Below are 22,438 nucleotides of genomic sequence, written 5' to 3'. Positions count from 1 at the left end.
GCTTGACTCTAGATAGTGTTGTCTACCAAAATTCTAATACCGTAGGAGGAATGAATGTCGCAGCGGTGGCGCTTTGCGGTGCTGTCTTCTGTAGCCCCAAAGCAAAGGTTCAGCGTGAGGCGTCTCGTGCCGCTGATCATCGGTCTTGGATTGCTCTGTTCGCTGTACGGCTGTGCAACTTTCTCCGCTGGGCCTGCGCGCGTCTTCAACAACGAGACCGAATGCCCGGCGCTACGTGCGCAGTTCGGCGGGCCGGACTATGGTCGATACTTGGCGCTGTCGCCGACCGATCGCCGTGACTGGCGCAACATCTACGTCTTGACGGCAAAGAACTGCATGGATCGGGCGTACACGTCTTATGCAGCGTCGCTTGCGAACGGCGAGCGCGCCGGAGAGCTTATTGCCGCGATCACCAATATTGGACTGACGCAAACAGCGACGCTGATCAGCGCTGTCGAAACGAAGGATGTACTCACCGGCATTGCCTCCGGCTTGACCGGAGCGAAGGCCGCCTACAGTGAGAAGGCGCTGGTTCGCAACTCGATCCAGCTCGTGCTGACGCAGATGGATGCCAGCCGGGCGCTGATCGCGGGCCAGATCAATTCGAAGCTTGCCCTCAGCGATGCTGCTTATCCATTGCCGTTGGCGGAGTCAGATCTTGAGGAATACTACAGGGCCGGCACCTTGGCCGGAGCCATCATCAGGCTGCAGAGCACCGTCAGCGCGAACCAGCTGGCGGCGGAAAGCGCCAAGCAGACAGTCATCTCCTACGAACTCGGGCGAGGATCGGGTCAAGCCGCGCTTCGAAACGCCGTCACGCAGGGCGGGCGTCTAAACGAGGGCGTCAAGGCGGCGATCGTTGCCGCCCTCGCAGGCTCCGGGATCAGCTTCGAAGCTGTACTGTCGGAGCCGGCTTACGAAGAAAAGGCTAATGAAATCGCCAGAAGGCTTGGTTATCTCTAGGTATATCGGGAGGTCGTCTTGTCTGATATCCGGATCATCAACAAGCTCAGCGACGTGGAGGCTCAACAGCTCCGCATCGCCTTCGAGGCAGGCGGTCAAGTGACGATCGTCCCGGATAACACCGGAACGTTCACGCTGGTCTTCGTGCCAAGGGACGCCAAAAGCGGCCCCGCCACGTCGGGCACTTCTGCCTCGCCAAGTGGCGGATCGTCCTCATCCAGCCATCCGTCGCCGACATCGCCGTCGGGGGTCACCGCCTACATCTCGGAACTGCTGCGCCTATGCGACCAGGAGTGGCGCTTCTTCGGCGGGCAGACTTATGACCTTACAGGAAACACCACCACGATCGGGCACAAGGAGCAGGAGGACGGCTTCGCCGAACGCATCGGCGTCTACTGGAAGGATGGCGCCGATCTTTCCGGCATCAACGGGACGAACACCGACTGGCCTTGGTCGGCGGCCTTCATATCCTGGGTATCGAAGACGGCCGGAGCCGGTGCCCGCTTCCGCTATTCGAGCCAGCACTCCGTCTATATCAGTCAGGCGATCCGCGATCGCTCAACTAAGCGAGAGGACGCCGGCTACTGGTGCGAGCGTCTCAACGAGCGAAAGCCGATGGTCGGCGACATCGTCTGCTGGGCACGCGAGACCGGGGTCGACTACGACCACCAGAAGGGCGGCGACTATAAGAGCCATTGCGACGTCGTCGTCGAGGTGGCCGGGGACAAAGCCTGGGTGATCGGGGGCAATATCGGCAATTCGGTCACAAGGAGACCGCTCGCGCTGACGGCGGAAGGGTTCCTCTCCCCCAACCAACCATGCGGCGAAACTCTCTTCGCTATCATGGGTTGCCGGATCGACGAGCAGGCGGCCGTGGCGGCGGGGGTGTCGACGGATACGACTGACACCCTTCTGTCGAACCTCGTCGACGCCGTCAATGGCGGCGCGACCAAGATCGCGTTCGGCAAAGTCCTGGCGCTGGAGCTGAAGCAAAGTATCATCGAGCTCGGGCAAACGCTCGGCTGCGATCCGAGCCATCTTGCCGCGTGCATGGCCTTCGAGACCGGCGAAGAGTTCAAGTCGAGCACCCGGAACAAGATCAGCGGCGCGACGGGTCTCATTCAGTTCATGCCGAAGACGGCATTGGGTCTCGGCACCACCACCGACAAGCTCGCCGCGATGACCGAGGTCGAGCAGATGGCTTACGTCAGCAAGTATTTTGCACCTTATGCGGGTAAGATGCACTCGCTGTCCGATGTCTATATGGCCATCCTCTGGCCGAAGGCGGTGGGCAAGCCGGAGGCGTTCGCGCTATTTGTGACTCCGTCGACGGCCTACGTCCAGAACAAGGGTCTGGACGTGAATTCGGATGGCGCGGTCACGAAGGGCGAGGCGGCGTCCAAAGTCCAGGCGAAGCTAGACAAGGGCCTGTCATCGGCTTTCCTCGGATAGGATCGAACAGGAGCGCGCGCGTTGCCAACATTCGTCGACGATGCTCCGGAAACCGCACCGGAACCAACGACGGTTTCCGGACCGTCACCCATTCCGAGCTCCCGACAGGCGGATCAGTACCTTCTGTTGCTGCTCCTGATGCTCTGCATCATCGTCGTGCCATTAATCCTGGCGCTGGGATGGATCGTGATCACACTCGTGTCAGCGTCCGATTTCAAGATTCCCGTCAACGGCCCACTCGCTCAACTGCTGTTTGCGGTAGCTGCGGATCCGAGCCGATACATTGGCTCGATCACCGCGATCCTGCTGCCGACGTCGGCTGCTGTTACGGCGGCGAACTACGATAAGATCGATATACGGGGTTGGGGCTCGACGCTCTTCCTGATCCCGCTTGCCGGCCTCATCGCGGCGCTTATTGCGGCCCTTCTTGTCGACGTTGCGCTGCGCGACGAAACCAAGGACGTCAAAGCCGTGTCCAACATGTTCATCAACATGTCCGGTTCGCTCGCGGTCTATGTCATGATGCTTGTCGGGCTGAAGGCCGGCGCGGGAACGCCAGAGAGCAGGAACGCCAATGGGAACGACTAGAGCGCTTGCATTGTCTCTGGCGGCGGCGATTGGGCTCCAGGCCCATCCCGTCTCGGCGGACGAGCTGAAGATCGCGCTCGTCGTAGCCGCAAGTCCGGCCAGCGATGCTAAGCGCATTGCGCTCGGGATCGGCGGTGGATCGATCGATCTTCTCGCCCCGGTGGGCAAGACGCCGGCCGCGGCATCGATCGCTGCCGACAACACTAGGTATGCGACGCGGCTCACGGTCGAATGGAAGGACGGTCGGGCGCAGAGCATCCCCTTCTACCGTTATTCGGCCTTCGCCGACCTTGAGCCCTTGGAAATAGTCTTCGAGAAAGAGGCGCGGGACGCCGCCGACGGCGCCAATCGCATCTTCGTCGACAGGAATTGCGACGGACGCCAACCGGGATCGATGGCGGTGGCCTTCGCAATCATCGCCAACTGCGCGCCGGTCGCGCACTACATGGCCTCGCGGCTCGTCAGCGATACGGCGAAGGGGACCTATTACCGGGCCCTCAACGGCTGGTTCGTCGCGAACTACTACCTATACAGCGGACTCGGCTACGGCTTCCACCCGTTCGGACTTCATGAGGATCTGATCAGCCAATTGCAGTCTCTGCCGGCGCCGGGATCTGATGGCAAGGTCGGGCCGATCAACATCGCTGACGTCCAGAAGGCGCTGGACGAGTATCAAGACGAGCCGGTGCGAAAGGTATATCTGGTGCGCACACTGGTGAAGCAGCGTCGCTATCAAGATGCGATGGACATCCTCGTCGAGGCGAAAAGGAAGCTGTCGGAACCCGACCCTCAACTCCGGGAGCGCGCCCGCCAGAGCTATGCGACCTCCGAGGCTCATGTCAATCAGCTGATCGCCGACATGAAGAGGATGATACCGTAGAACAGTTTATCCCCGCTGCTCCGAACACGCACCGGAAGAAGCGGACTTGACGACCTGATTGGCCGCGGACCCGACCAGCTTTGGGGCATCCACCCCATACGTTCAATAACGTCGAGGTGAACCGCCCCGGGTTTGCCGGATGCTGTTTCGTTTGAGTCACGCGGCCATGGCCGGTTCCTCCAGCATGGCGTAGTAGCGTTCCTCGGCTTCGGCCGGCGGGATGTTGCCGATGGGCTCCAGCAGCCGGCGTTTGTTGAACCAGTCGACCCAGGTCAGCGTCGCGAACTCGACCGCCTCGAAGGATCGCCACGGTCCGCGCCGATGGATGACCTCGGCCTTGTAGAGGCCGTTGATCGTCTCGGCGAGAGCGTTGTCGTAGGAGTCTCCGACGCTGCCGACGGAGGGCTCGATGCCGGCTTCGGCCAGTCGCTCGGTATAGCGGATGCTGACATATTGCGATCGACGGTCCGAATGATGAACTAGGCCGCCGCGATGGACGGGCTGCCGTTCGTGCAGGGCCTGTTCCAGAGCATCGAGGACGAAGCTCGCATGCGCCGTCCGGCTCACCCGCCATCCGACGATCCGGCGGGCGTAGGCGTCGATGACGAAGGCGACGTAGACAAAGCCCGACCACGTGCTGACGTAGGTGAAGTCCGAGAGCCAGAGCCGGTTCAGCGCCGGAGCATGGAAGACCCGGTTCACATGGTCGAGCGGGCACGGGGCGGCCTTGTCTTGCACCGTGGTGCGGATCGGCTTGCCGCGGATGACGCCCTGAAGGCCGAGGTCGGCCATCAGCCGCTCGACCGTGCAGCGTGCAACTGCGAAGCCTTCGCGCAGCATCTGACGCAAGACCTTCCTCGCGCCGTAGACCTCGAAGTTCTCTGCGAAGACGCGCTCGATCTCCGGCTTGAGTGCCAAGTCTCGCTTTGCCCGCGCCGACAGCTTCTCGGGATCGACGCGCTTGGCGACATGGTCGCGCTAGGTCGACGGGGCGATCGGCAGCACCTTGCAGATCAGCTCGACCCCGTGGGCCTCGCGGTGATCGTCTATGAACGCGATCATCGTTTGAACGGGCGGTCGAGTTCCACCTGGGCAAAATAAGCGGACGCCTTGCGCAGGATCTCGTTGGCCTGCCGAAGCTCCCGGTTCTCCCTCTCCAGCGCTTTCAGCTTCGCGGCCATGTCGGTCGGAACACCGGCCCGCTTGCCGGCATCACAGGATCGCCGCCCAGCGCGACGGATGTTCATGCTCGTGATTCAGCACCAGCCGCACCGCGCGCTGGCGCACCTCCGGGGAAAACTTGTTCGTCGTCTTGCTCATGATGGCTCCACCTTCTCAGGAGTTGGAGCCTCCGGCAAACCCGGGGCGGTTCAGTCGCGGCGAGGCGTGGGATGTCCATCTCGACGACCATAGCGATCGATGAGGACGCCATGTTGATGACCACACGCAAACCGGCCTCGGTCGGCGAAATCCTGACGGAAGAGTTCATGCGGCCGCTCGGCCTGACGCAGGCGGCTCTGGCCGAGGCGATGGGCGTGCAGCGCAAGCATGTGAACGAACTGTGCAATGACCGGCGTAACGTCACGGCAGCGACGGCGCTCATTCTGGCACGGGTATTCGGCAACAGCCCGGACTTCTGGCTGAACACGCAGCGCCGCAGCGACCTGTGGAACGTCATGAATTCGCCCGGCGAGCGGGCGCGGGTGGATCGTGCCAGGCCCCTGGCGAAGGCGGCATAGCAAGGGGCGATCCCGAAGATCTGCCACCGTTTCGTCGCGATGGCCGCACGGCCGGCGTTCTGGCTTCAGTTTCTCCTTTGGCCGCTGCTTGATGCCTGTCCGACCCGCCCCCTCACCAATCACCCGCGAACCGCCGCCTCCCCCCGTCCGCTCCCCTCCCCCGGCATCCAGACCCGCTCCTGCCGGGCGAGCCAGGTCCGTTCGGCGGCCCAGTCGTGGCCCTCCCAGCCCTCCCATGTGAAGCCGAAGAGCCTGAGGGGATGGTCCGGGAAGGAATGCAGGGCGTGGCGGATCCCGACGAAGCCGGTGCTGGGGATGCGCCAGTCCGTTGCGGCCAGCTGCAGGTCCTCGAAGCACTGGCTGGCCAGCGATGCGGGGAGGAGGGAGACTTCCTTTCCCATGCGGCCGAAGCGCTCGAAGGCCTGCTTCGTCCAGTGCTCCTTCCGCGTGACGATCCGCCTCTCCACCCGCTCGCGGAACTTCGGCGTCGGGTGCCACCGTCGGATCGCGTCGGGATGCCAGGGGAGGATCACCCGGCGCGCGCCCCGGATATAGACGTTGCTGACGAACGCGGGGTCCCCGAACCAGAGGCCGAGGAGCTTGCCCGAATTGACCAGCACCATCATGTCGGTCCGGCTCCCGCCCTGCGCGGGCCCGTAGGGCGGGAAATTGAAGCGCATGACGAAGTCCGCTTCGTCGATCTCCCTGCCGTCGCGATCGCCCAGAGGGCCGTTTCCGACGATGGCGACATAGCGCTGCATGCCGTCAGGCCCGGCGGGCGCGGCCGACCGTCTTCCGGCCGGGCCGCGACGCCGTTCGCGACAGGAGACGCCGAGCGCCGCCCCTGGCGGCGGCGAAGACATCCCCGGCCACCGCGCGCTGCGGCTCGCGAGAGGGGACGATGAACGCCGTGTCCGCCCGGGCGGGCAGCGCCATTCGCGAAGGTTCGTTGGAGAGCACGTTGGCCTGGACCGATGACACCCGGCGCCACTATGCCCGTCGCGCGGCGCGCCGCGCAAGCGGCCCGCGCGAAGACACGCCTGGCCTGCGCTCGATCAGGGCCGCCGCGCGGGTGGTCGGGACGTCGGCCCGGATCTGCCGGCGCCCGGGGGGTGGCCTCACGCGATCGATCCTGAAAGCGCCGCTCGCGGGTCGGCTCATACCGCAGAACCCGGTAGACGTACTCGCCGCGGATCCTCTAATCCGTTTCTCAGCGGCTGCCGGCACGTCGCTCGGCAGCAAGACAGGTTAGCGGCGCGCATGAGCAGTTCTCTCTACCGTGGATCGCCCAAGCACAAGAACAGACCGGTTCTCGGCAGGAAAGGGACGCTCTGTCCCGAGTGGACGCACGAGATGGATGCGGGCGGCTACGCCAGCGATCCGTTCGGCCATGCGTGGGAAAAGACCGTCGCCCACACGATGTTCGAGGAAAGCGAACCTGACCCGAACGGTTCGGCCAAGCGCTACGCCACCATGAAAGGGATCGCCTTCGTCGCCCAGCCGACTGCGGACGGGACGTGGCATGGATATCCTGAACCCTGGAACCGCGTCCCTGCCGATCTGGTCGCGAAATGGCAGGACGCGGGAAAGGTGACGACGCAACAATTGAAACGGTATAAGGATTTTCCCACCGACCATGTCACATGGGCGCTGGATGGCGACGATGAGTGAGTTTGCCGTTTTCGGCAACCCGGAGCGATTCGAGATCGCGGTTCGATGGACCAGCGACGCGGAGCCGCGTGCCGGACGTCCGGCGGCCTATGGATGGTCGATGGGGGATCTGCGGATCACCGTCGCGAACCACGTTCTGACCGCAAGCCGTCGCGGAAAGAACAGCCAGACACACGTGGGCTGGTACCTCGCCCCCGTGCTCGACTGGCTTGCATCCAACTGGGCTGCGCTGCTGCACGAAGAGGACTTCGCGTGGCCGGAGCGCAGCGGCGTGCCAGCGGTGATCGCATGTCACCGTGCGCTGGATCGGACGATCGGCGTGAAGGACGTCGAAGGCCGCGAACAGTACAAGGCGACGCAGGCATGGTACCATCGCCATGCATTGCGGAGTGCTGCGGAAGGCGGTCTGGTTCCAGACCTGTTCATACGCCGCCTGCTGGACGACATCGAGCTGTCCTGGTCCGCCGAGGCACCCTTGTTCGCGCCTGACGGATTTACGTTCATCTCCCAACCGGGCGTGGCGCGGCTATCGGTCGACGAGGTCGCCGGACCGCTGTGGGAAGTGCTCGGCTGGGCCGCCAGCCAACCTCCCGCTCTGGACGACGGCGATCGTGCCTCATGGCACGCTCTCGCAGACAAGATCGACCACATTCCATCCTTGGGCTCGGAATCCCTCGATCGCGCCTATGTCGAGGGGCGCATCCTCGAACTGGTGCGCGCGTCGCTGGAGCGGATCGGCAGGGCCGAGCTGATCGAGGAGAGCGTAACGCCCCACAAACCCTATGTGAGCGAGATGTCGCCGGCGGTTGCCATGTTCGGAGGCGTGAGCCCCCGACTGGGCGTCGGCGACGTCGATCGTCTCTGCGGCCTTCTGGCGGCGCGGGCGGGCGGCGGCGACGGCGTTGCTCTGCGCGACCTCGTTTCGGCGAAGGGCAACGCGCCGCTGGGGGTGCCCCATGAGGATGGCTACTCTCTCGCGGACGATTTTCTGGAAACGCTCGGGCTCCCGGGAGACCACGCGTTCATCGACGTCCGGCGGATCGCGTCCGACCTCGGCATCGAGGTGCTGGAGGAAGCGCTCGAAACGGACACCATCCGCGGCGTGGCACTGGCTGGCCAGGGCTTCTCGCCGACCGTCCTTCTGAACACGACGAGCCCTTTCAACCTCAACGAATTCGGCAGGCGGTATACGCTCGCGCATGAACTCTGCCACGTTCTCCATGACCGCTCGCGGGCGCGGCGCGTGGCGCATGTCAGCGGACCGTGGGTCGCGCCGGGCATCGAGCGTCGGGCGAATGCCTTCGCAGCTTACCTGCTCATGCCGCGGGTGCTCGTGACGCAGGGCTGGCGGTCGAGCTTCGTGACGAGTCGCGGCGCGTTCGAGGCCTTCGCCAACCGCCTGCAGGTCAACGAGACGGCGCTGATCGAGCATCTGTACAATCTCAGGCTGATCGACGACCTCGCCCGCGAAAGGCTTCGGGCCGCCTTCCGGCGGCAGTGAGCGGCCGGCAAGCGAACGCTCGTTCCACCGTCGCCGGATTGCGCACTGTCGCGCGGGCTCCGGGCGATCAATGCACCTCGCATCGGCGCGCATCAGCGCGATTTCCTGCCTCCTCTTCCTCAAGATGGACGAGGAGCGCTCCTCAGAGCCATATCCAGCACCGCAACGGTGGCAGTCTGGTGCCTCAGAAGCCGTTCGGGCATCCCGGTCCTGCCGAAGGCGTTCGCCGATGGCGGCTGTCGTGTGCCGCTCTCCGCCCCACCCCGCCCTACGCCGCCACCGCCTCCACCGGCGGTTCCTTCGCCCCGGTCATGAAGGCCACCGCATCCGACATCGTGTAGTCCTTCGGGTCGATCACGCAGAGCCGGCGGCCGAGCCGGTGGATGTGGATGCGGTCGGCGACTTCGAAGACGTGCGGCATGTTGTGCGAGATCAGGATGATCGGGATGCCGCGGGAGCGGACGTCGAGGATGAGTTCCAGCACGCGGCGCGATTCCTTGACGCCCAGCGCCGCCGTCGGCTCGTCGAGGATGATCACCCTGGAGCCGAAGGCCGCCGCGCGCGCCACCGCCACGCCCTGGCGCTGGCCGCCCGACAGGGTCTCGACCGGCTGGTTGATGTTCTGGATGGTCGTCAGGCCGAGATCGGAGAGCTTCTTGCGCGCGAAGTCTTCCATGGCCCGGTGGTCGAGCTTGCGCAGCCAGGTGCCCATGAAGCCCGGCCGGCGCAGTTCGCGGCCCATGAACATGTTGTCGGCGATCGACAGCGCCGGCGACATGGCGAGCGTCTGGTAGACCGTCTCGATGCCCTTGGCGCGCGCGTCGTTGGGCGAGGTGAAGCCGATCGGCGCGCCGTCGAGCCAGATCGTGCCGGCATCGGGGATCACTGCGCCCGACAGCGCCTTGATCAGGGTCGACTTGCCGGCGCCGTTGTCGCCGATCACCGCCAGGATCTCGCCCGGCATCAGGTCGAAGTCGCAGCGGTCGAGCGCGGTCACCCGGCCGTAGCGCTTGACGAGGCCGCGGGCCTTGAGGACGTGTTCCATCAGGCGGATACCTTTCTGATCCACTGGTCCACCGCCACCGCGGCGATGATGAGGACGCCGATGAGCAGGTAGGTCCACTGCGCGTCGGCGCCGGCCATGCGCAGGCCCATCTCGAAGACGCCGACGATCAGCGCCCCGAGGAACATGCCGACGATCGTGCCGCGGCCGCCGAACAGCGAGATGCCGCCGATCACCACCGCCGTGATCGCCTGGATGTTGCCGAGGATGCCGGTGGAGGCCGAGGGCGAGACCGAGCCGAAGCGGCCGATCATCACCCAGCCGGCGATGCCGCAGAACAGGCCGGCCAGCGCATAGGCCTGGATCAGCACGCGCTTGCGCGGCACGCCGGCGAGTTCGGCCGCTTCCGGGTCGTCGCCGACGGCATAAACGTGCCGGCCCCAGGCGGTGTGGCGCAGCACGTAGGCCATGATGGCGACCAGCACGATCAGGAGCACCACCGCCAGCGTCACCCGGGCGCCGGCGAAGTCGAAGGCGCTGCCCCAGAACTGCAGCGACGGCGCATTGGCCTCGATGTCCTGGCTGCGGATCGTCTCGTTCGCCGAATAGATGTAGTTGGTGGCCAGAAACACCTGCCAGGTGCCCAGCGTGACGATGAAGGGCGGGATGCGCATGCGCGCCACGAGCACGCCGTTGATGGCGCCCATCAGCGTGCCGGCGGCGAGCCCGATGGCGATCGAGAGTTCCGCCGGCAGGCCGTAGCGGAAGGTGAACTGGCCCATGATGACGGAGGTCAGCACGGCGATCGCGCCGACCGACAGGTCGATGCCGGCCGTCAGCACCACCAGCGACTGGGCGATGCCCAGGATGCCGACGATGCCGATCTGCTGGAAGATCAGGCTCAGCGTGCTGATGCGCCAGAAATTGGCGTTGATCAGGCCGAACACCACGCAGGCGACCACCAGCACGATCAGCGGCACCAGCGCCGGCGTCCGGTGCAGCAGGCCGTGCAGCCGGTGGAAGAGATTCTTCTCGATCAGGTCGAACTCGGCGACCTTGTCGTCGCGGCGCGCCTTGACGACGTCCTCGAAATTGTCGGCGTTGCTCACGTCACGAACCCTCCCACGGCCGCGCCGGCCGGAACGGGCGGCCCCGTTCCGGGCGTGCGCCCCACTGTGCGGCGATTGTCAGCCGGCGTAAAGGCGGCCGGGCGGAGGTCGTCCGCCCGGCCGGGCGTCGATCAGCCCCAGCAGAGCTTCTTGCCCTCTTCGACGGAGATCGAGCTGACCCCATCGACGGGCTTGTCGGTGACGAGCGCCACGCCCGTGTCGAAGAAGGACTTGCCCTCGCTCGCCGCCGGCTTGGTGCCGTCCTTGGCCCAGGCGGCGATCGCCTCGATGCCCTTGGAGGCCATCAGCAGCGGGTACTGCTGCGAGGTCGCGCCGATCACGCCGTCGGCGACGTTGGCCACGCCCGGGCACCCGCCGTCGACCGACACGATCAGCACGTCCTTCTCGCGGCCGATCGCCTTCAGCGCCTCGTAGGCGCCGGCGGCGGCCGGCTCGTTGATCGTGTAGACCACGTTGATCTCGGGATCGCGGGCGAGCAGGTTTTCCATGGCCTTGCGGCCGCCTTCCTCGTTGCCCTGCGTCACGTCGTTGCCGACGATGCGCGGGTCCTTCTCGTCGCCCCACTTGTTGGGATCGCCGAGCTCGATTCCGAAGCCCTGCAGGAAGCCCTGGTCGCGCAGCACGTCGACCGAGGGCTGCGACACGTCGAGGTCGAGCATGGCGATCTTCGCGTCGGCGGCCTTGTCGCCGAGCGACGCGGCGGCCCATTTGCCGATCAGTTCGCCGGCGAGGAAATTGTCGGTGGCGAACGTCATGTCGGCGGACTCGATCGGCTCCAGCGGCGTGTCGAGCGCGATCACCAGCAGGCCGGCGTCCCGCGCCTTCTTCACCGAGGGCACGATCGCCGAGGTGGACGAGGCGGTGAGCAGGATGCCCTTGGCGCCGTCGGCGATGCAGGTCTCGATCGCGGCGACCTGGGTCTCGTTGTCGCCGTCGACCTTGCCGGCATAGGACTTGAGGTCGATGCCGAGTTCCTTGGCCTTGGCCTCGGCGCCTTCCTTCATCTTCACGAAGAACGGATTGGTGTCCGTCTTGGTGATCAGGCAGGCCGACACGCCGGCAGCCGAGGCCGGGGCGGCGAAAGCGATCATGCAGGCGGCGGCGCCGGCGAAGACGGCCTGCTCGAGTGCGAATTTCCTGGTCACGGTAGTCCTCCCGTTGATTGAACATCCGGTCCGGCCTCCCGCCGGACGCGCAACAATCCGGCCGGTGCCGGCCTGCTGTCCCGCCCATAAAAAGACGAGGCGGCACGGTCTGTCAATAGATAATTCATTCTGATTTAGTAATTGACAGGATCGGCTGCCTCGCGGCATTCTTCGTGCTACCGGTCGAAACCAGAGAGCCGGATTCGGGGGAGAGGCGTGGATAGCGGAGTGACCAGGCCGGACGCGGACGGCCGGCAGGACTGGTTCCAGCGCGGCACCAACCAGAGCGGCATGCGCGACGCCAACGAGCGTCTCGTGCTGTCCCTGGTGCGTCGCCACGGCAGCCTTGCCAAGACCGACATCGCCCGCATGACCAGCCTCTCGGCGCAGACCGTCTCCGTCATCATGCGGGAGCTGGAGGCCGAGCGGCTGCTGCTGCGCGGCGCGCCGGTGCGCGGCAAGGTCGGCCAGCCCTCGGTGCCGCTGTCGCTCGATCCGGACGGGGCGCTGTTCCTCGGGCTGAAGATCGGCCGGCGCAGCGCCAATCTCGTGCTGATCGATTTCCTGGGCAGAGTGCGCGCCACCGAGAGCCGCTCCTATCCCTACCCCACGCCCTCGGAGACCATCGAATTCGTGCGCACCGGCATCGCCCGCTTCCGCGCCGGGCTGAGCCCCGAGCAGGACAAGCGCATCGCCGGGCTCGGCATCGCCATGCCCTTCGAGCTGTGGAACTGGGCCGACACGGTGGGGGCGCCGCGCGCCGTCATGGACCAGTGGCGCGGCGCCGACATCCGCGCCGACATCGCCCTGCACTGCCCCTTCCCCGTCTACCTGCAGAACGACGCGACGGCGGCCTGCGGGGCGGAGCTCGTCTTCGGCGACACCAGCGACCTGCGCGATTTCCTCTATTTCTACGTCGGCTCCTTCATCGGCGGCGGCATCGTGCTCAACGGCGCGCTCTACACCGGGCGAACCGGCAATGCCGGCGCGCTCGGCTCGATGCCGGTGCCGGGGCCGGACGGCCGGCCGATCCAGCTCATCGACATCGCCTCCATCGCCGTGCTCGAACGCGAGATCGCGCGGACGGGGCGCGACGCCACCTTCCTGTGGACCTCGCCGGAGGACTGGGGCGACATCGAGCCGGCGCTCGGCGCCTGGATCGAAAGTGCCGCGCGCGGCATCGCCTATGCCGTCGTCGCCGCCTCCTCCGTCGTCGATTTCGAGGCCGTCTTCATCGAGGGCTGGATGCCGCGCGTCGTGCGCGACCGGATGATCGCGGCGGTCGACGAGGCGCTGAAAGGGTTCGATTCCGAAGGCATCCGGATTCCGGCGCTGCGCGCGGGCAGCGTCGGCATCCATGCGCGGGCGATCGGCGGGGCGAGCCTGCCGCTGTTCGACCGCTTTTTAACCCAGACCGCGCTGACCAAGGACCACCCATGATCCTGTGCTGCGGAGAAGCGCTGATCGACATGCTGCCGCGGCTCACCGCCGAGGGCGAGCCCGCCTTCGCGCCGCATGCCGGCGGGGCGGTGTTCAACACCGCCGTCGCGCTCGGCAGACTGGGGGCGCCGGCCGGCTTCTTCTCCGGCCTCTCGACCGATTTCCTCGGCCACCAGCTCGACCGGGCGCTGGCCGACGCCGGTGTCGACACGCGCCACTGCGTGCGCTCCGACCGGCCGACCACGCTCGCCTTCGTGCGGCTCGAGGGCGGCCACGCCTCCTACACCTTCTACGACGAGGGCACCGCCGGGCGGATGATCTCGGCCGACGATCTCCCCGCCCTCGGCGACGACGTCACCGCCCTGCTCTTCGGCGCGATCAGCCTGATCCCCGAGCCCTGCGGCAGCGCCTACGAGGCGCTGATGGCGCGCGAATGCGGCCGCCGCGTCGTCATGTTCGACCCCAACATCCGCCCGGGCTTCATTGCCGACCGCGACCGCCATCTCGCCCGGATGCGCCGGATGCTCGCCCTGTCCGACATCGTCAAGCTGTCGGAGGAGGATCTCGCCTGGTTCGGCGAACCCGGCGACATCGGCGCGGTCGCACGCGGCTGGCTGGCGCTCGGGCCGAAGCTCGTCGTCGTCACGCGCGGCGGCGACGGCCTTGTCGCCTTCAACCGCGACCACATGGTCTCGGTGCCGGCCCGGCGCGTGCCGGTCGTCGACACGGTGGGTGCCGGCGACACCGTCAATGCCGGGATTCTCGCTTCGCTGCACGCGGCCGGGCGGCTGACCCGGGAGGGCATCGCGCAGCTCGGCGAGGCGGAGCTGATCGCCACCCTCGAATTCGCCGCGCTCGCCGCTTCCGTCACCGTCGGCCGCGCCGGGGCCAATCCGCCCTGGCGCCACGAACTGTCCTGACACGACGCGCACCGTTCCCGCGCCGGTCCGCCTTCCCCCCGCCACCGCGACGCGGTTGGCGCTTGGCGCCTCGCCCCTTCGCCTGTAGGAGATGGCGCCGGGGAGACGGGGCGCAGGAAGGCGCGGAGAGACGAGAGTGCGGATACTGGTCACCGGCGCGGCCGGCTTCATCGGCTACCACGTGGCGAAGGCCCTGCTCGAGGCCGGCCACGCGGTCACCGGCTTCGACGACGTCAATCCCTATTACGATCCGAAGCTGAAGCGCGACCGGCTGGCGCTGCTCGCCCCCTATCCCGGCTTCCGCATGGTCGAGGGCGGGCTCGAGGATCGCGCCGCGATGGAGACGCTGTTTTCCGAAGGCCGTTTCGAGCGGGTCGTCCATCTCGCCGCCCAGGCCGGCGTGCGCCATTCCATCGCAAACCCGCACGCCTATGCCGGTTCCAACCTCGTCGGCTTCCTGCACGTCCTGGAAGGCTGCCGCCACACGGGGGTCGGGCATCTGGTCTATGCGTCGAGCAGTTCGGTCTATGGTGCCAACCGCAAGCTCCCCTTCTCCGAGCACGACAACGTCGACCATCCCGTCAGCCTCTATGCCGCCACCAAGAAGGCCAACGAGCTGATGGCGCACAGCTATGCGCATCTCTACCGCCTGCCGGTGACCGGGCTGCGCTTCTTCACCGTCTACGGCCCCTGGGGCAGGCCCGACATGGCGCCGATCAAGTTCGCGCGCGCCATCCTCGCCGGCGAGCCCATCGACGTCTACAACGGCGGCAATCTCTCGCGCGACTTCACCTATGTCGACGACGTCGTCGACGGCGTGGTGCGGGCGCTCGGTCACGTTCCCGCAGCGCCCGACGGGCCCGTCGCGCCCGATCCGGCGACCTCGCCGACCGCGCCCTACCGCGTCTTCAACATCGGCAACAGCGCGCCGGTGCCGCTGATGGATTTCATCGCCGCCATCGAGGCCGCGACCGGCCGGACGGCGAAGCTCAACATGCTGCCCATGCAGCCCGGCGACGTCGCCAACACCTTCGCCGACGTCGGCGATCTGGCGGCCGCCACCGGCTTCGCGCCGAAGGTTTCGGTCGACGAGGGCATCCGCCGCTTCGTGGCCTGGTACCGGGGCTACTACGGCGCCTGACCGCGCCGCCGCCTGCCGCCGCTTCCACCGGCGGTCGGTCGCGAATTCGGGGCGTCTCGTGCCGATTTTCCGGTCGACAGGATGTTTTTACCGCCGATCGCCCGTCCCGTGGCATGGCTTGGCTTGCCGCGCGGCGCGAAATCCGGGACAGAGCGTGCAATTCCAAAATCCGCGAAGGCTGAACGACGGCATGTCCGCACCGATGTCCCATCTCAAACGGCTCGAGGCCGAGTCGATCCACATCATCCGCGAGGTCGCCGCGACCATGGCCAAGCCGGTGATGCTCTATTCGATCGGCAAGGATTCGGCCGTGATGCTGCATCTCGCCATGAAGGCCTTCCACCCCGGAACGCCGCCCTTCCCGCTCCTGCACGTCGACACCACCTGGAAGTTCCGCGAGATGATCGCGTTCCGCGACCGGACCGCGCGCGAACTCGGACTCGATCTCCTCGTCCACATCAACGAGGACGGGGTGCGCGACGGCGTCGGCCCGTTCAGCCACGGCTCGAACGTCCACACCCACGTCATGAAGACGGTCGGCCTGCGCCAGGCGCTCGACCGGTACGGCTTCGACGCGGCCTTCGGCGGCGCGCGCCGCGACGAGGAGAAGAGCCGCGCCAAGGAGCGCATCTTCTCCTTCCGCGACGGCCAGCACGGCTGGGACCCGAAGAACCAGCGGCCGGAAATGTGGAAGATCTACAACACGCGCGTCGCGCCCGGCGAATCGATCCGCGTCTTCCCGCTGTCGAACTGGACCGAGCTCGACATCTGGCAGTACATCCTGCTGGAGGCCATCCCGATCGTCCCGCTCTATTTCGCCAGGACGCGGCCCGTCGTCGAGCGCGACGGCATGCTGATCATGGTCGACGACGACCGCATGAAGCTGCGCCCCGGTGAGACCGTCCAGCAGCGCAAGGTCCGCTTCCGCACGCTCGGCTGCTACCCGCTGACGGGCGCGATCGAGTCCGATGCCGAGACGCTGGAGGACATCGTCGAGGAGATGCTGATCGCCCGCACGTCCGAGCGGCAGGGCCGGCTGATCGACCGCGACGAGGCCGGCTCGATGGAGAAGAAGAAGCGCGAGGGCTATTTCTGATGCACGACACCGTCGCGAACACTGCTACGCCCCGCGACCTGCGCGGCTATCTGGCCGAGCAGGAGCGGAAGTCGCTGCTGCGCTTCCTCACCTGCGGCTCGGTCGACGACGGCAAGTCGACGCTGATCGGCCGGCTGCTCTACGACACCAAGCTGATCTTCGAGGACCAGCTGGCGGCGCTGGAGAAGGACTCGAAGAAGCACGGCACCACCGGCGACGACATCGATTTCGCGCTGCTGGTCGACGGGCTGGAGGCCGAGCGCGAGCAGGGCATCACCATCGACGTCGCCTACCGCTTCTTCGCCACGCCGAAGCGCAAGTTCATCGTCGCCGACACGCCCGGCCACGAGCAGTACACCCGCAACATGGCGACCGGCGCCTCGACGGCCGATCTCGCCGTGGTGCTCGTCGACGCGCGCGCCGGCATCATCCGCCAGACGCGGCGGCATTCCTTCATCGCCTCGCTGCTCGGCATCCGCCACGTGGTGGTGGCCATCAACAAGATCGATCTCGTCGGCTATGACAAGGCCGTCTTCGACAGGATCGCGGCGGAGTACCGCGCCTTCGCCCGCGACCTCGGCTTCGAGACGATCACGCCGATCCCGATGTCGGCGCGCTACGGCGACAACGTCACCACGGCGTCGGCCAACACCGGCTGGTACGACGGCCCGACGCTGCTCGAGCATCTGGAGGCCGTGCCGGTCGACCGCATCGACGCCGGCAAGCCGTTCCGCCTGCCGGTCCAGTACGTGAACCGGCCGAACCTCGATTTCCGCGGCTTCTCCGGCACCATCGCCTCGGGCACCGTCTCTGCCGGCGACGCGGTTGTGGTGGCCAAGTCGGGCAAGGCCTCGACGGTGGCGCGCATCGTCACCGCCGACGGCGATCTCGAGACGGCCGAGGCCGGCCAGGCGGTGACGCTGGTGCTCGCCGACGAGGTCGAGGTGTCGCGCGGCAACATGCTGGTGTCGCCGTCGGCGCGGCCGGAGGTGGCCGACCAGTTCAACGCCGACATCGTCTGGTTCGACGAGCAGCCGATGCTGCCCGGCCGCACCTATCTGCTGCGCACCGAGACCGACCAGGCGCCGGCCTCGGTCACCGAACTCAAGTACCGCATCGACGTCAACAGCTTCGCGCACGAGGCGGCGAAGTCGCTCGACCTGAACGAGATCGGCTCCTGCAACCTCTCGGTGCAGCAGCCGATCGCCTTCGACGCCTATGCCGACAACCGCGCCACCGGCGCCTTCATCCTCATCGACCGGATGACCAACCGCACCGTCGGTGCCGGCCTCATCCGCCACCCGCTGCGGCGCGCCTCCAACATCCACTGGCAGTCGCTCGACGTCGACAAGGCGGCGCGGGCGCAGATGAAGCACCAGAAGCCGGTGGTGCTGTGGTTCACCGGCCTGTCGGGTTCGGGCAAGTCGACCATCGCCAACCTGCTGGAGAAGCGGCTCCACACCGACGGCCGCCACACCTACATCCTCGACGGCGACAACGTCCGCCACGGGCTGAACCGCGATCTCGGCTTCACCGAGGAGGACCGCGTCGAGAACATCCGCCGGGTGGCCGAGACGGCGAAGCTGATGGTCGATGCCGGGCTGATCGTCATCGTCTCCTTCATCTCGCCCTTCCAGGCCGAGCGCCGCATGGCGCGCGAACTGGTGGCCGAGGGCGAGTTCGTCGAGGTCTTCGTCGACACGCCCTTCGAGGAATGCGCGCGGCGCGACCCGAAGGGGCTCTACGCCAAGGCGCTGCGCGGCGAGATCAAGAACTTCACCGGCGTCGATTCGCCCTACCAGCCGCCGGAGAACCCGGAGATCCGGCTCGACACGGTCGGCCGTTCGCCGGAAGACCTGGTCGAGGAGGTCGCGGGCTGGCTGCGCACGCGGGGGATCGCATGACGACCCCTGCCCTGCCCTCCGACGAAGACATCCTCGCCCTCTTCGAGGACCTCGCGCTCGCCGCCGGCCGCGCGATCATGGCCGTCTATGCCACCGATTTCGACACGCTGACCAAGGCCGACGAATCGCCCGTCACCGTGGCGGACCGGCAGGCCGAGGCGATCATCCTCGACGGGCTGCGGGCGGCGCTGCCGGGCATCGTCTGCGTGGCCGAGGAAGAGGTGGCGGACGGGAAGGTGCCGGCTGCCCTTGGCTCGGCCTTCATCCTCGTCGACCCGCTCGACGGGACGAAGGAATTCGTCGGCCGCAAGGGCGACTTCACCGTCAACGTCGCGCTGGTGCGCGAGGGTGCTCCCTCGATCGGCGCGGTCTACGCGCCGGCCCGCAACAGGCTCTATTCCGGCCGGCCGGGCGCGGCCATGGTCGCAGAGGTCTCGCCGGAGGGCGTCGTCCTCGCCCGCCGGCCGATGGCGGCGCGCAAGCCGGCCAGCCCGCCGCGCATCGTCGCCAGCCGCTCGCACCGGACGCCCGAGACCGACGCCTTCATCGACCGGCATCCCGGCGCCGAGACGGTCTCGGTCGGCTCCTCCCTGAAGTTCTGCCTGCTCGCCGATGGCGAGGCCGATCTCTACCCGCGCTTCGGCCGGACGATGGAGTGGGACACGGCGGCCGGCGACGCCGTGCTGCGCGCGGCCGGCGGAACGACCACGCTCGTCGACGGCGGCACCTTCGTCTACGGCAAGCGCGGCCAGGCCGACGACGTCGACTTCGCCAATCCCTGGTTCATCGCCCGCGGCGCCTGACCGGACTTCTCTCTCGCTTCAGCCATGAAAAAAGGCGGCGAGGCCGAGGCCCGCCGCCTTCGTCGTTCGACGGAGCGGATCGCGCGTCAGCCGCGCGCCTTGCCCGGGATCAGCGCCCAGACGGCCGGCACGATCGCCGAGGCGAGCGCGACCTTGACGAGGTCGGGGACGATGAAGGGCACGACGCCGAAGGTCCAGGCCTTCTCCGCACCGATCAGCACGGCGAGCCAGCCGAAGCCGCAGGCCATCATCGCCGCTTCCGCCACCAGCATGGCGCCGAAGAGCTTGAAGGCGGAGCGGTCCCAGCCGCGGTCGGCGGCCCAGCCGGCGATGGCGGCCATGGCGACGAAGCCGATCAGGTAGCCGCCGGTCGAGCCCATCATGTAGGCGAGGCCGATGCCCTTTTCCGGCGTCGACTGGAAGACCGGGAAGCCCATCGCGCCCTCGACGAGGTAGAGGGCGAGCGTGGCGACGGCGAGGCGCATGCCGAAGGTGGTGGCGATCAAAAGGATGGCCAGCGTCTGCAACGACAGGTCGACCGGGCCGAGCACGACCTTGGTCTTGGCCGACAGCGTGAGCAGCAGCGTGCCGCCGACGACGAGCATGGCCTGCATGGCCAGGCGCGAGGCGCCCTTCTCGGGCATTGCCAGCATGGCGAGAGGAGTGGTTGCGCTCGCTGCAGTCATGGGGGAGGCTCTCCGTTGGGTTCGGGCGGCCGCCAGTGGCCGTTGCGTTTCCCTATAGAAACTTCCGTGTTATGCGGCAATCTCCACCGGCCCATCTTCCACCACAGGCAGCGCATTTCATGGCCATCGAATTCGACACCCGGTTCGAGCCGGCCCACGGGCAGGCGGTCGAGGTCGCGCCGGGCGTGCGCCGGGTGACGGCAAACAATCCGAGCCCCTTCACCTTCCACGGCACCAACAGCTACCTCGTCGGCACCGACACGCTGGCCGTCATCGATCCCGGGCCGGAGGACGAGGCGCATCTGAAGGCGCTGCTTGCGGCGATCGGCGGGCGGCCGGTCAGCCACGTCTTCGTCAGCCACACCCATCGCGACCACTCGCCGCTCGCCCGCCGGCTGGCTGCGGCGACCGGGGCGCGGGTGTTGGCGGAGGGACCGCACCGGCCGGCGCGGCGGCTCAGGATCGGCGAGACCAATCCGCTCGACGCCAGCGCCGATACCGATTTTTCGCCGAACCATGCGCTCGCCGACGGCGAGATCGTGCAGGGCGACGGCTGGGCGATCGGCACGGTGCTGACGCCCGGCCACGCGGCCAACCACGCCGCCTTCGCGCTGGAGGGGACCGGCATCCTCTTCTCGGCCGACCACGTGATGGCCTGGTCGACCTCGATCGTCGCCCCGCCGGACGGCGCGATGGCCGACTACATGGCCTCGCTGGACAGGCTGGCCGCGCGCGATGACGGGCTCTATCTGCCCGGCCACGGCGGGCCGGTGGCGAAGCCCGCCGGCTTCGTGCGGGCGCTGCGCACCCACCGGCGGATGCGCGAGGCGGCGATCGTCGAGCGGCTGAAGGCCGGCGACCGGACGATCCCGGACGTGGTGCGGGCGATCTATGCCAGCACCGACCCGCGGCTCTTCGGGGCGGCTGGGCTGTCGGTGCTCGCCCACCTCGAGGATCTCGTGGCGCGCGGGGTCGTGGCCGTGGACGGCGAGGTGTCGATCGACGCCGCCTACCGCCCGGCCTGAACGAGCCTCAGCGCTTGCGCACGAATTCGGTGCGCAGCACGAGGCCCTTGATGGTCTCGTGGCGGCAGTCGATCTCGTCGGGATTGCCGGTCAGCCGGATCGAGCGGATCACCGTCCCCTGCTTCAGCGTCTGGTTGGCGCCCTTGACCTTCAGGTCCTTGATCAGGGTCACCGAATCGCCGTCGGCGAGCACGTTGCCGGCCGCGTCGCGGACGATGTCGGCAGCCGCGGCCGCGGCCGCCATCTCGGAGGCCGGGCGCCAGTCGCCGGTCGTTTCGTCGTAGACGTAGTCGTCGTCGCCAGCCATGGCGGTTTCCTTCGGTGGGAGGGTGGGAGGGTGCGGTCCGGGCGGCCTAGTCCTCGGTGCCCGGATCCATCCGCGCGTCGAGATCGGCGAGGAAGCTGCGGATGCGGGCGGCGTTGTCGCCGAGGTCGTGGCGGGCGAAATGAGAGGCCGAGCGCAGGTCGACGAAGGTCGATTCGCCCTCGTCGGTCAGGCGGATGACGAGGTCGCAGGGAAAGCGCAGCCAATGCGAGAAGGCGCGCACCTCGATGCTCGCCTCGCCGTCAGCGAGCGCGTCGGCCGGCTGGTCCTCCGCCGCGTCCGGCAAGGGCGGCGGCGGCGCGTCCTCGGCGGTCGGCGCGGGGGCTTCCTCGGCCGGCGGCGCCGCGCCGCCCTCGTCTTCGGCGGCCGGCGGCGCGGGTTCCTCGGCCACCCCGTGGCGGGCAGCGACCGTCCAGCCGCGATCGGCGATCAGCAGCATCACCTGCGCCATGACCTGATCGGGGGAGACGGGGTAGCGGCGGCCGACGAGGTCGGGATAGCCCTCGCGGATCATCCGCGCGGCGGCGGCGTCGATCGGGCCGACCCGGTTGGCGAGCGGCGGGCGTTCGTCCGCGAGGGTGCGGAACTGCGGCGGATCGGCGAGGTCGGTGGCGACGTCGCTGAGCTGGGGATGCTCCAGCACGCGCCAGGCGCTGACCGCAAAGGGCGAAAGCAGGATGCAGCAGACGATTGCGGCGAAGAGTGCGCGCCGGCCGCCGCGGTCGCCGCGCTCCCAGAGATCGGCGAAGCCCGCGAAGGCGAAGGCGAGGCCGGTGGCCGCGACGAGGCAGCCGATCAGCAGGACGCCGAGGAAGGGCACGGTTTCCAGCAGGCCGTAGCGGTGCGACAGGCCGGCCATGAGGAGCAGGACCGTGTCGAACCAGGCGAACCGCGCCGCCCAGCGCGCGGCGCGCGAGTCGCGCCGCTCGATGACCGCCCTGGCCTTCTTCATGGCCGCGCCGCTGCCGGGGCGGCGAGCGCCGCCCCGCGGGTCACCGGCGCGTGAAGGCGGTCGGCGCCCATCGT

At 67.6% G+C, this 22,438-nt stretch carries 21 protein-coding genes, 1 pseudogene and 1 other annotated feature; of the genes and pseudogenes, 14 read left to right on the top strand and 8 right to left on the bottom strand.

Annotation, left to right across the window (positions count from 1 at the left end; genetic code table 11):
* The first annotated feature begins 54 nt into the window (after nt 1-54).
* The 4 genes from IAI54_RS26915 to IAI54_RS26900 are packed head-to-tail and all read left to right on the top strand — an operon-like array spanning nt 55 to nt 3,883.
* Nucleotides 55-963 (top strand): hypothetical protein, encoded by a 909-nt coding sequence (locus IAI54_RS26915; RefSeq protein ID WP_187970099.1) that lies wholly within the window; start codon nt 55-57, stop codon nt 961-963.
* Nucleotides 964-981: 18 nt separating this feature from the next.
* The gene (locus IAI54_RS26910) at nt 982-2,415 is read left to right on the top strand and encodes a DUF2272 domain-containing protein (RefSeq protein ID WP_187970098.1); all 1,434 of its coding nucleotides are present in this window, start codon (nt 982-984) and stop codon (nt 2,413-2,415) included.
* A gap of 21 nt (nt 2,416-2,436) precedes the next feature.
* Nucleotides 2,437-3,003: a hypothetical protein gene (locus IAI54_RS26905; protein ID WP_187970097.1), complete on the top strand. Its 567-nt coding sequence runs from the start codon at nt 2,437-2,439 to the stop codon at nt 3,001-3,003.
* On the top strand, nt 2,990-3,883 hold the full coding sequence (locus tag IAI54_RS26900; protein WP_187970096.1) for a hypothetical protein: 894 nt from the start codon (nt 2,990-2,992) through the stop codon (nt 3,881-3,883). Before IAI54_RS26905 ends, IAI54_RS26900 begins: the two co-directional genes overlap by 14 nt.
* A gap of 156 nt (nt 3,884-4,039) precedes the next feature.
* Here IAI54_RS26900 and IAI54_RS26895 read toward each other — a convergent pair.
* Nucleotides 4,040-5,203 (bottom strand): annotated as a pseudogene (locus tag IAI54_RS26895) (IS3 family transposase).
* Nucleotides 4,871-4,987 (bottom strand) — a sequence feature (AL1L pseudoknot). It overlaps the preceding pseudogene by 117 nt.
* Before the next feature lie 110 nt (nt 5,204-5,313).
* On the opposite strand from IAI54_RS26895, the gene IAI54_RS26890 reads away from it, so the two are divergent.
* The gene (locus IAI54_RS26890; RefSeq protein WP_187973371.1) at nt 5,314-5,622 is read left to right on the top strand and encodes a HigA family addiction module antitoxin; all 309 of its coding nucleotides are present in this window, start codon (nt 5,314-5,316) and stop codon (nt 5,620-5,622) included.
* A gap of 119 nt (nt 5,623-5,741) precedes the next feature.
* On the opposite strand, the gene IAI54_RS26885 is transcribed toward IAI54_RS26890, so the two are convergent.
* Complete coding sequence (locus IAI54_RS26885; protein WP_187970095.1) at nt 5,742-6,383, bottom strand: glycosyltransferase family 29 protein; 642 nt, start codon at nt 6,381-6,383, stop codon at nt 5,742-5,744.
* Between the two features lie 499 nt (nt 6,384-6,882).
* Here IAI54_RS26885 and IAI54_RS26875 point away from each other — a divergent pair, with 499 nt between their 5' ends.
* Both IAI54_RS26875 and IAI54_RS26870 read left to right on the top strand, forming a co-directional pair.
* Nucleotides 6,883-7,293 (top strand): hypothetical protein, encoded by a 411-nt coding sequence (locus tag IAI54_RS26875; protein ID WP_187970093.1) that lies wholly within the window; start codon nt 6,883-6,885, stop codon nt 7,291-7,293.
* The gene (locus IAI54_RS26870) at nt 7,286-8,794 is read left to right on the top strand and encodes an ImmA/IrrE family metallo-endopeptidase (RefSeq protein ID WP_187970092.1); all 1,509 of its coding nucleotides are present in this window, start codon (nt 7,286-7,288) and stop codon (nt 8,792-8,794) included. Before IAI54_RS26875 ends, IAI54_RS26870 begins: the two co-directional genes overlap by 8 nt.
* Before the next feature lie 268 nt (nt 8,795-9,062).
* Here IAI54_RS26870 and IAI54_RS26865 read toward each other — a convergent pair whose 3' ends face one another.
* The 3 genes from IAI54_RS26865 to IAI54_RS26855 all read right to left on the bottom strand — a co-directional run bounded on the left by IAI54_RS26865 (nt 9,063) and on the right by IAI54_RS26855 (nt 12,072).
* Nucleotides 9,063-9,839, bottom strand: a complete 777-nt coding sequence (locus IAI54_RS26865) for an ATP-binding cassette domain-containing protein (RefSeq protein WP_187970091.1) — start codon at nt 9,837-9,839, stop codon at nt 9,063-9,065.
* Nucleotides 9,839-10,906, bottom strand: coding sequence for an ABC transporter permease (locus IAI54_RS26860; RefSeq protein WP_187970090.1), 1,068 nt, complete (start codon nt 10,904-10,906; stop codon nt 9,839-9,841). Before IAI54_RS26860 ends, IAI54_RS26865 begins: the two co-directional genes overlap by 1 nt.
* Before the next feature lie 131 nt (nt 10,907-11,037).
* A complete protein-coding gene (locus IAI54_RS26855; RefSeq protein WP_420838252.1) occupies nt 11,038-12,072 on the bottom strand; it encodes a sugar ABC transporter substrate-binding protein in 1,035 nt (344 codons plus the stop codon).
* A 291-nt stretch (nt 12,073-12,363) separates the two neighbouring features.
* Between IAI54_RS26855 and IAI54_RS26850 the strand changes: the two genes are divergently transcribed.
* From IAI54_RS26850 to cysQ, 6 genes are all read left to right on the top strand, one after another.
* Nucleotides 12,364-13,512: an ROK family transcriptional regulator gene (locus IAI54_RS26850; RefSeq protein WP_187973369.1), complete on the top strand. Its 1,149-nt coding sequence runs from the start codon at nt 12,364-12,366 to the stop codon at nt 13,510-13,512.
* Entirely contained in the window at nt 13,509-14,432 is a 924-nt protein-coding gene (locus tag IAI54_RS26845; RefSeq protein WP_187970089.1) for a carbohydrate kinase family protein, read from the top strand. Before IAI54_RS26850 ends, IAI54_RS26845 begins: the two co-directional genes overlap by 4 nt.
* A gap of 136 nt (nt 14,433-14,568) precedes the next feature.
* On the top strand, nt 14,569-15,573 hold the full coding sequence (locus IAI54_RS26840; protein ID WP_275403593.1) for an NAD-dependent epimerase: 1,005 nt from the start codon (nt 14,569-14,571) through the stop codon (nt 15,571-15,573).
* Between the two features lie 190 nt (nt 15,574-15,763).
* Complete coding sequence (cysD, locus tag IAI54_RS26835; protein ID WP_187970087.1) at nt 15,764-16,669, top strand: sulfate adenylyltransferase subunit CysD; 906 nt, start codon at nt 15,764-15,766, stop codon at nt 16,667-16,669.
* Complete coding sequence (gene cysN / locus IAI54_RS26830; protein ID WP_187970086.1) at nt 16,669-18,573, top strand: sulfate adenylyltransferase subunit CysN; 1,905 nt, start codon at nt 16,669-16,671, stop codon at nt 18,571-18,573. The genes cysD and cysN overlap by 1 nt, the downstream gene beginning before the upstream one ends.
* Entirely contained in the window at nt 18,570-19,376 is an 807-nt protein-coding gene (gene cysQ / locus IAI54_RS26825) for a 3'(2'),5'-bisphosphate nucleotidase CysQ (RefSeq protein WP_187970085.1), read from the top strand. The genes cysN and cysQ overlap by 4 nt, the downstream gene beginning before the upstream one ends.
* An 86-nt stretch (nt 19,377-19,462) precedes the next feature.
* Here the strand turns inward: cysQ and IAI54_RS26820 are convergent, their stop codons facing one another.
* Nucleotides 19,463-20,062, bottom strand: coding sequence for a biotin transporter BioY (locus IAI54_RS26820; protein ID WP_187970084.1), 600 nt, complete (start codon nt 20,060-20,062; stop codon nt 19,463-19,465).
* Between the two features lie 119 nt (nt 20,063-20,181).
* Here IAI54_RS26820 and IAI54_RS26815 point away from each other — a divergent pair, with 119 nt between their 5' ends.
* Complete coding sequence (locus IAI54_RS26815; protein ID WP_187970083.1) at nt 20,182-21,087, top strand: MBL fold metallo-hydrolase; 906 nt, start codon at nt 20,182-20,184, stop codon at nt 21,085-21,087.
* Between the two features lie 7 nt (nt 21,088-21,094).
* Here IAI54_RS26815 and IAI54_RS26810 read toward each other — a convergent pair whose 3' ends face one another.
* Nucleotides 21,095-21,394, bottom strand: coding sequence for an alkylphosphonate utilization protein (locus IAI54_RS26810; protein WP_187970082.1), 300 nt, complete (start codon nt 21,392-21,394; stop codon nt 21,095-21,097).
* Nucleotides 21,395-21,440: 46 nt separating this feature from the next.
* Nucleotides 21,441-22,364: a DUF1499 domain-containing protein gene (locus tag IAI54_RS26805; RefSeq protein WP_187970081.1), complete on the bottom strand. Its 924-nt coding sequence runs from the start codon at nt 22,362-22,364 to the stop codon at nt 21,441-21,443.
* Nucleotides 22,365-22,438: the final 74 nt, after the last annotated feature.

It is taken from the genome of Aquibium microcysteis, assembly GCF_014495845.1.
Taxonomy (GTDB): Bacteria; Pseudomonadota; Alphaproteobacteria; order Rhizobiales; family Rhizobiaceae; genus Aquibium; species Aquibium microcysteis.
This window is presented reverse-complemented; position numbering and strand designations above follow the sequence as displayed.

Coding starts and splice junctions, on each gene's coding strand:
- IAI54_RS26890 (WP_187973371.1), top strand. CDS start 5,314: ATGTTGATGACCACACGCAAACCGGCCTCGGTCGGCGAAATCCTGACG.
- IAI54_RS26845 (WP_187970089.1), top strand. CDS start 13,509: ATGATCCTGTGCTGCGGAGAAGCGCTGATCGACATGCTGCCGCGGCTC.
- IAI54_RS26870 (WP_187970092.1), top strand. CDS start 7,286: ATGAGTGAGTTTGCCGTTTTCGGCAACCCGGAGCGATTCGAGATCGCG.
- IAI54_RS26875 (WP_187970093.1), top strand. CDS start 6,883: ATGAGCAGTTCTCTCTACCGTGGATCGCCCAAGCACAAGAACAGACCG.
- IAI54_RS26815 (WP_187970083.1), top strand. CDS start 20,182: ATGGCCATCGAATTCGACACCCGGTTCGAGCCGGCCCACGGGCAGGCG.
- IAI54_RS26850 (WP_187973369.1), top strand. CDS start 12,364: ATGCGCGACGCCAACGAGCGTCTCGTGCTGTCCCTGGTGCGTCGCCAC.
- IAI54_RS26885 (WP_187970095.1), bottom strand. CDS start 6,383: ATGCAGCGCTATGTCGCCATCGTCGGAAACGGCCCTCTGGGCGATCGC.
- IAI54_RS26820 (WP_187970084.1), bottom strand. CDS start 20,062: ATGACTGCAGCGAGCGCAACCACTCCTCTCGCCATGCTGGCAATGCCC.
- IAI54_RS26915 (WP_187970099.1), top strand. CDS start 55: ATGTCGCAGCGGTGGCGCTTTGCGGTGCTGTCTTCTGTAGCCCCAAAG.
- IAI54_RS26900 (WP_187970096.1), top strand. CDS start 2,990: ATGGGAACGACTAGAGCGCTTGCATTGTCTCTGGCGGCGGCGATTGGG.
- IAI54_RS26865 (WP_187970091.1), bottom strand. CDS start 9,839: ATGGAACACGTCCTCAAGGCCCGCGGCCTCGTCAAGCGCTACGGCCGG.
- IAI54_RS26805 (WP_187970081.1), bottom strand. CDS start 22,364: ATGAAGAAGGCCAGGGCGGTCATCGAGCGGCGCGACTCGCGCGCCGCG.
- cysQ (WP_187970085.1), top strand. CDS start 18,570: ATGACGACCCCTGCCCTGCCCTCCGACGAAGACATCCTCGCCCTCTTC.
- IAI54_RS26810 (WP_187970082.1), bottom strand. CDS start 21,394: ATGGCTGGCGACGACGACTACGTCTACGACGAAACGACCGGCGACTGG.
- cysD (WP_187970087.1), top strand. CDS start 15,764: ATGTCCGCACCGATGTCCCATCTCAAACGGCTCGAGGCCGAGTCGATC.
- cysN (WP_187970086.1), top strand. CDS start 16,669: ATGCACGACACCGTCGCGAACACTGCTACGCCCCGCGACCTGCGCGGC.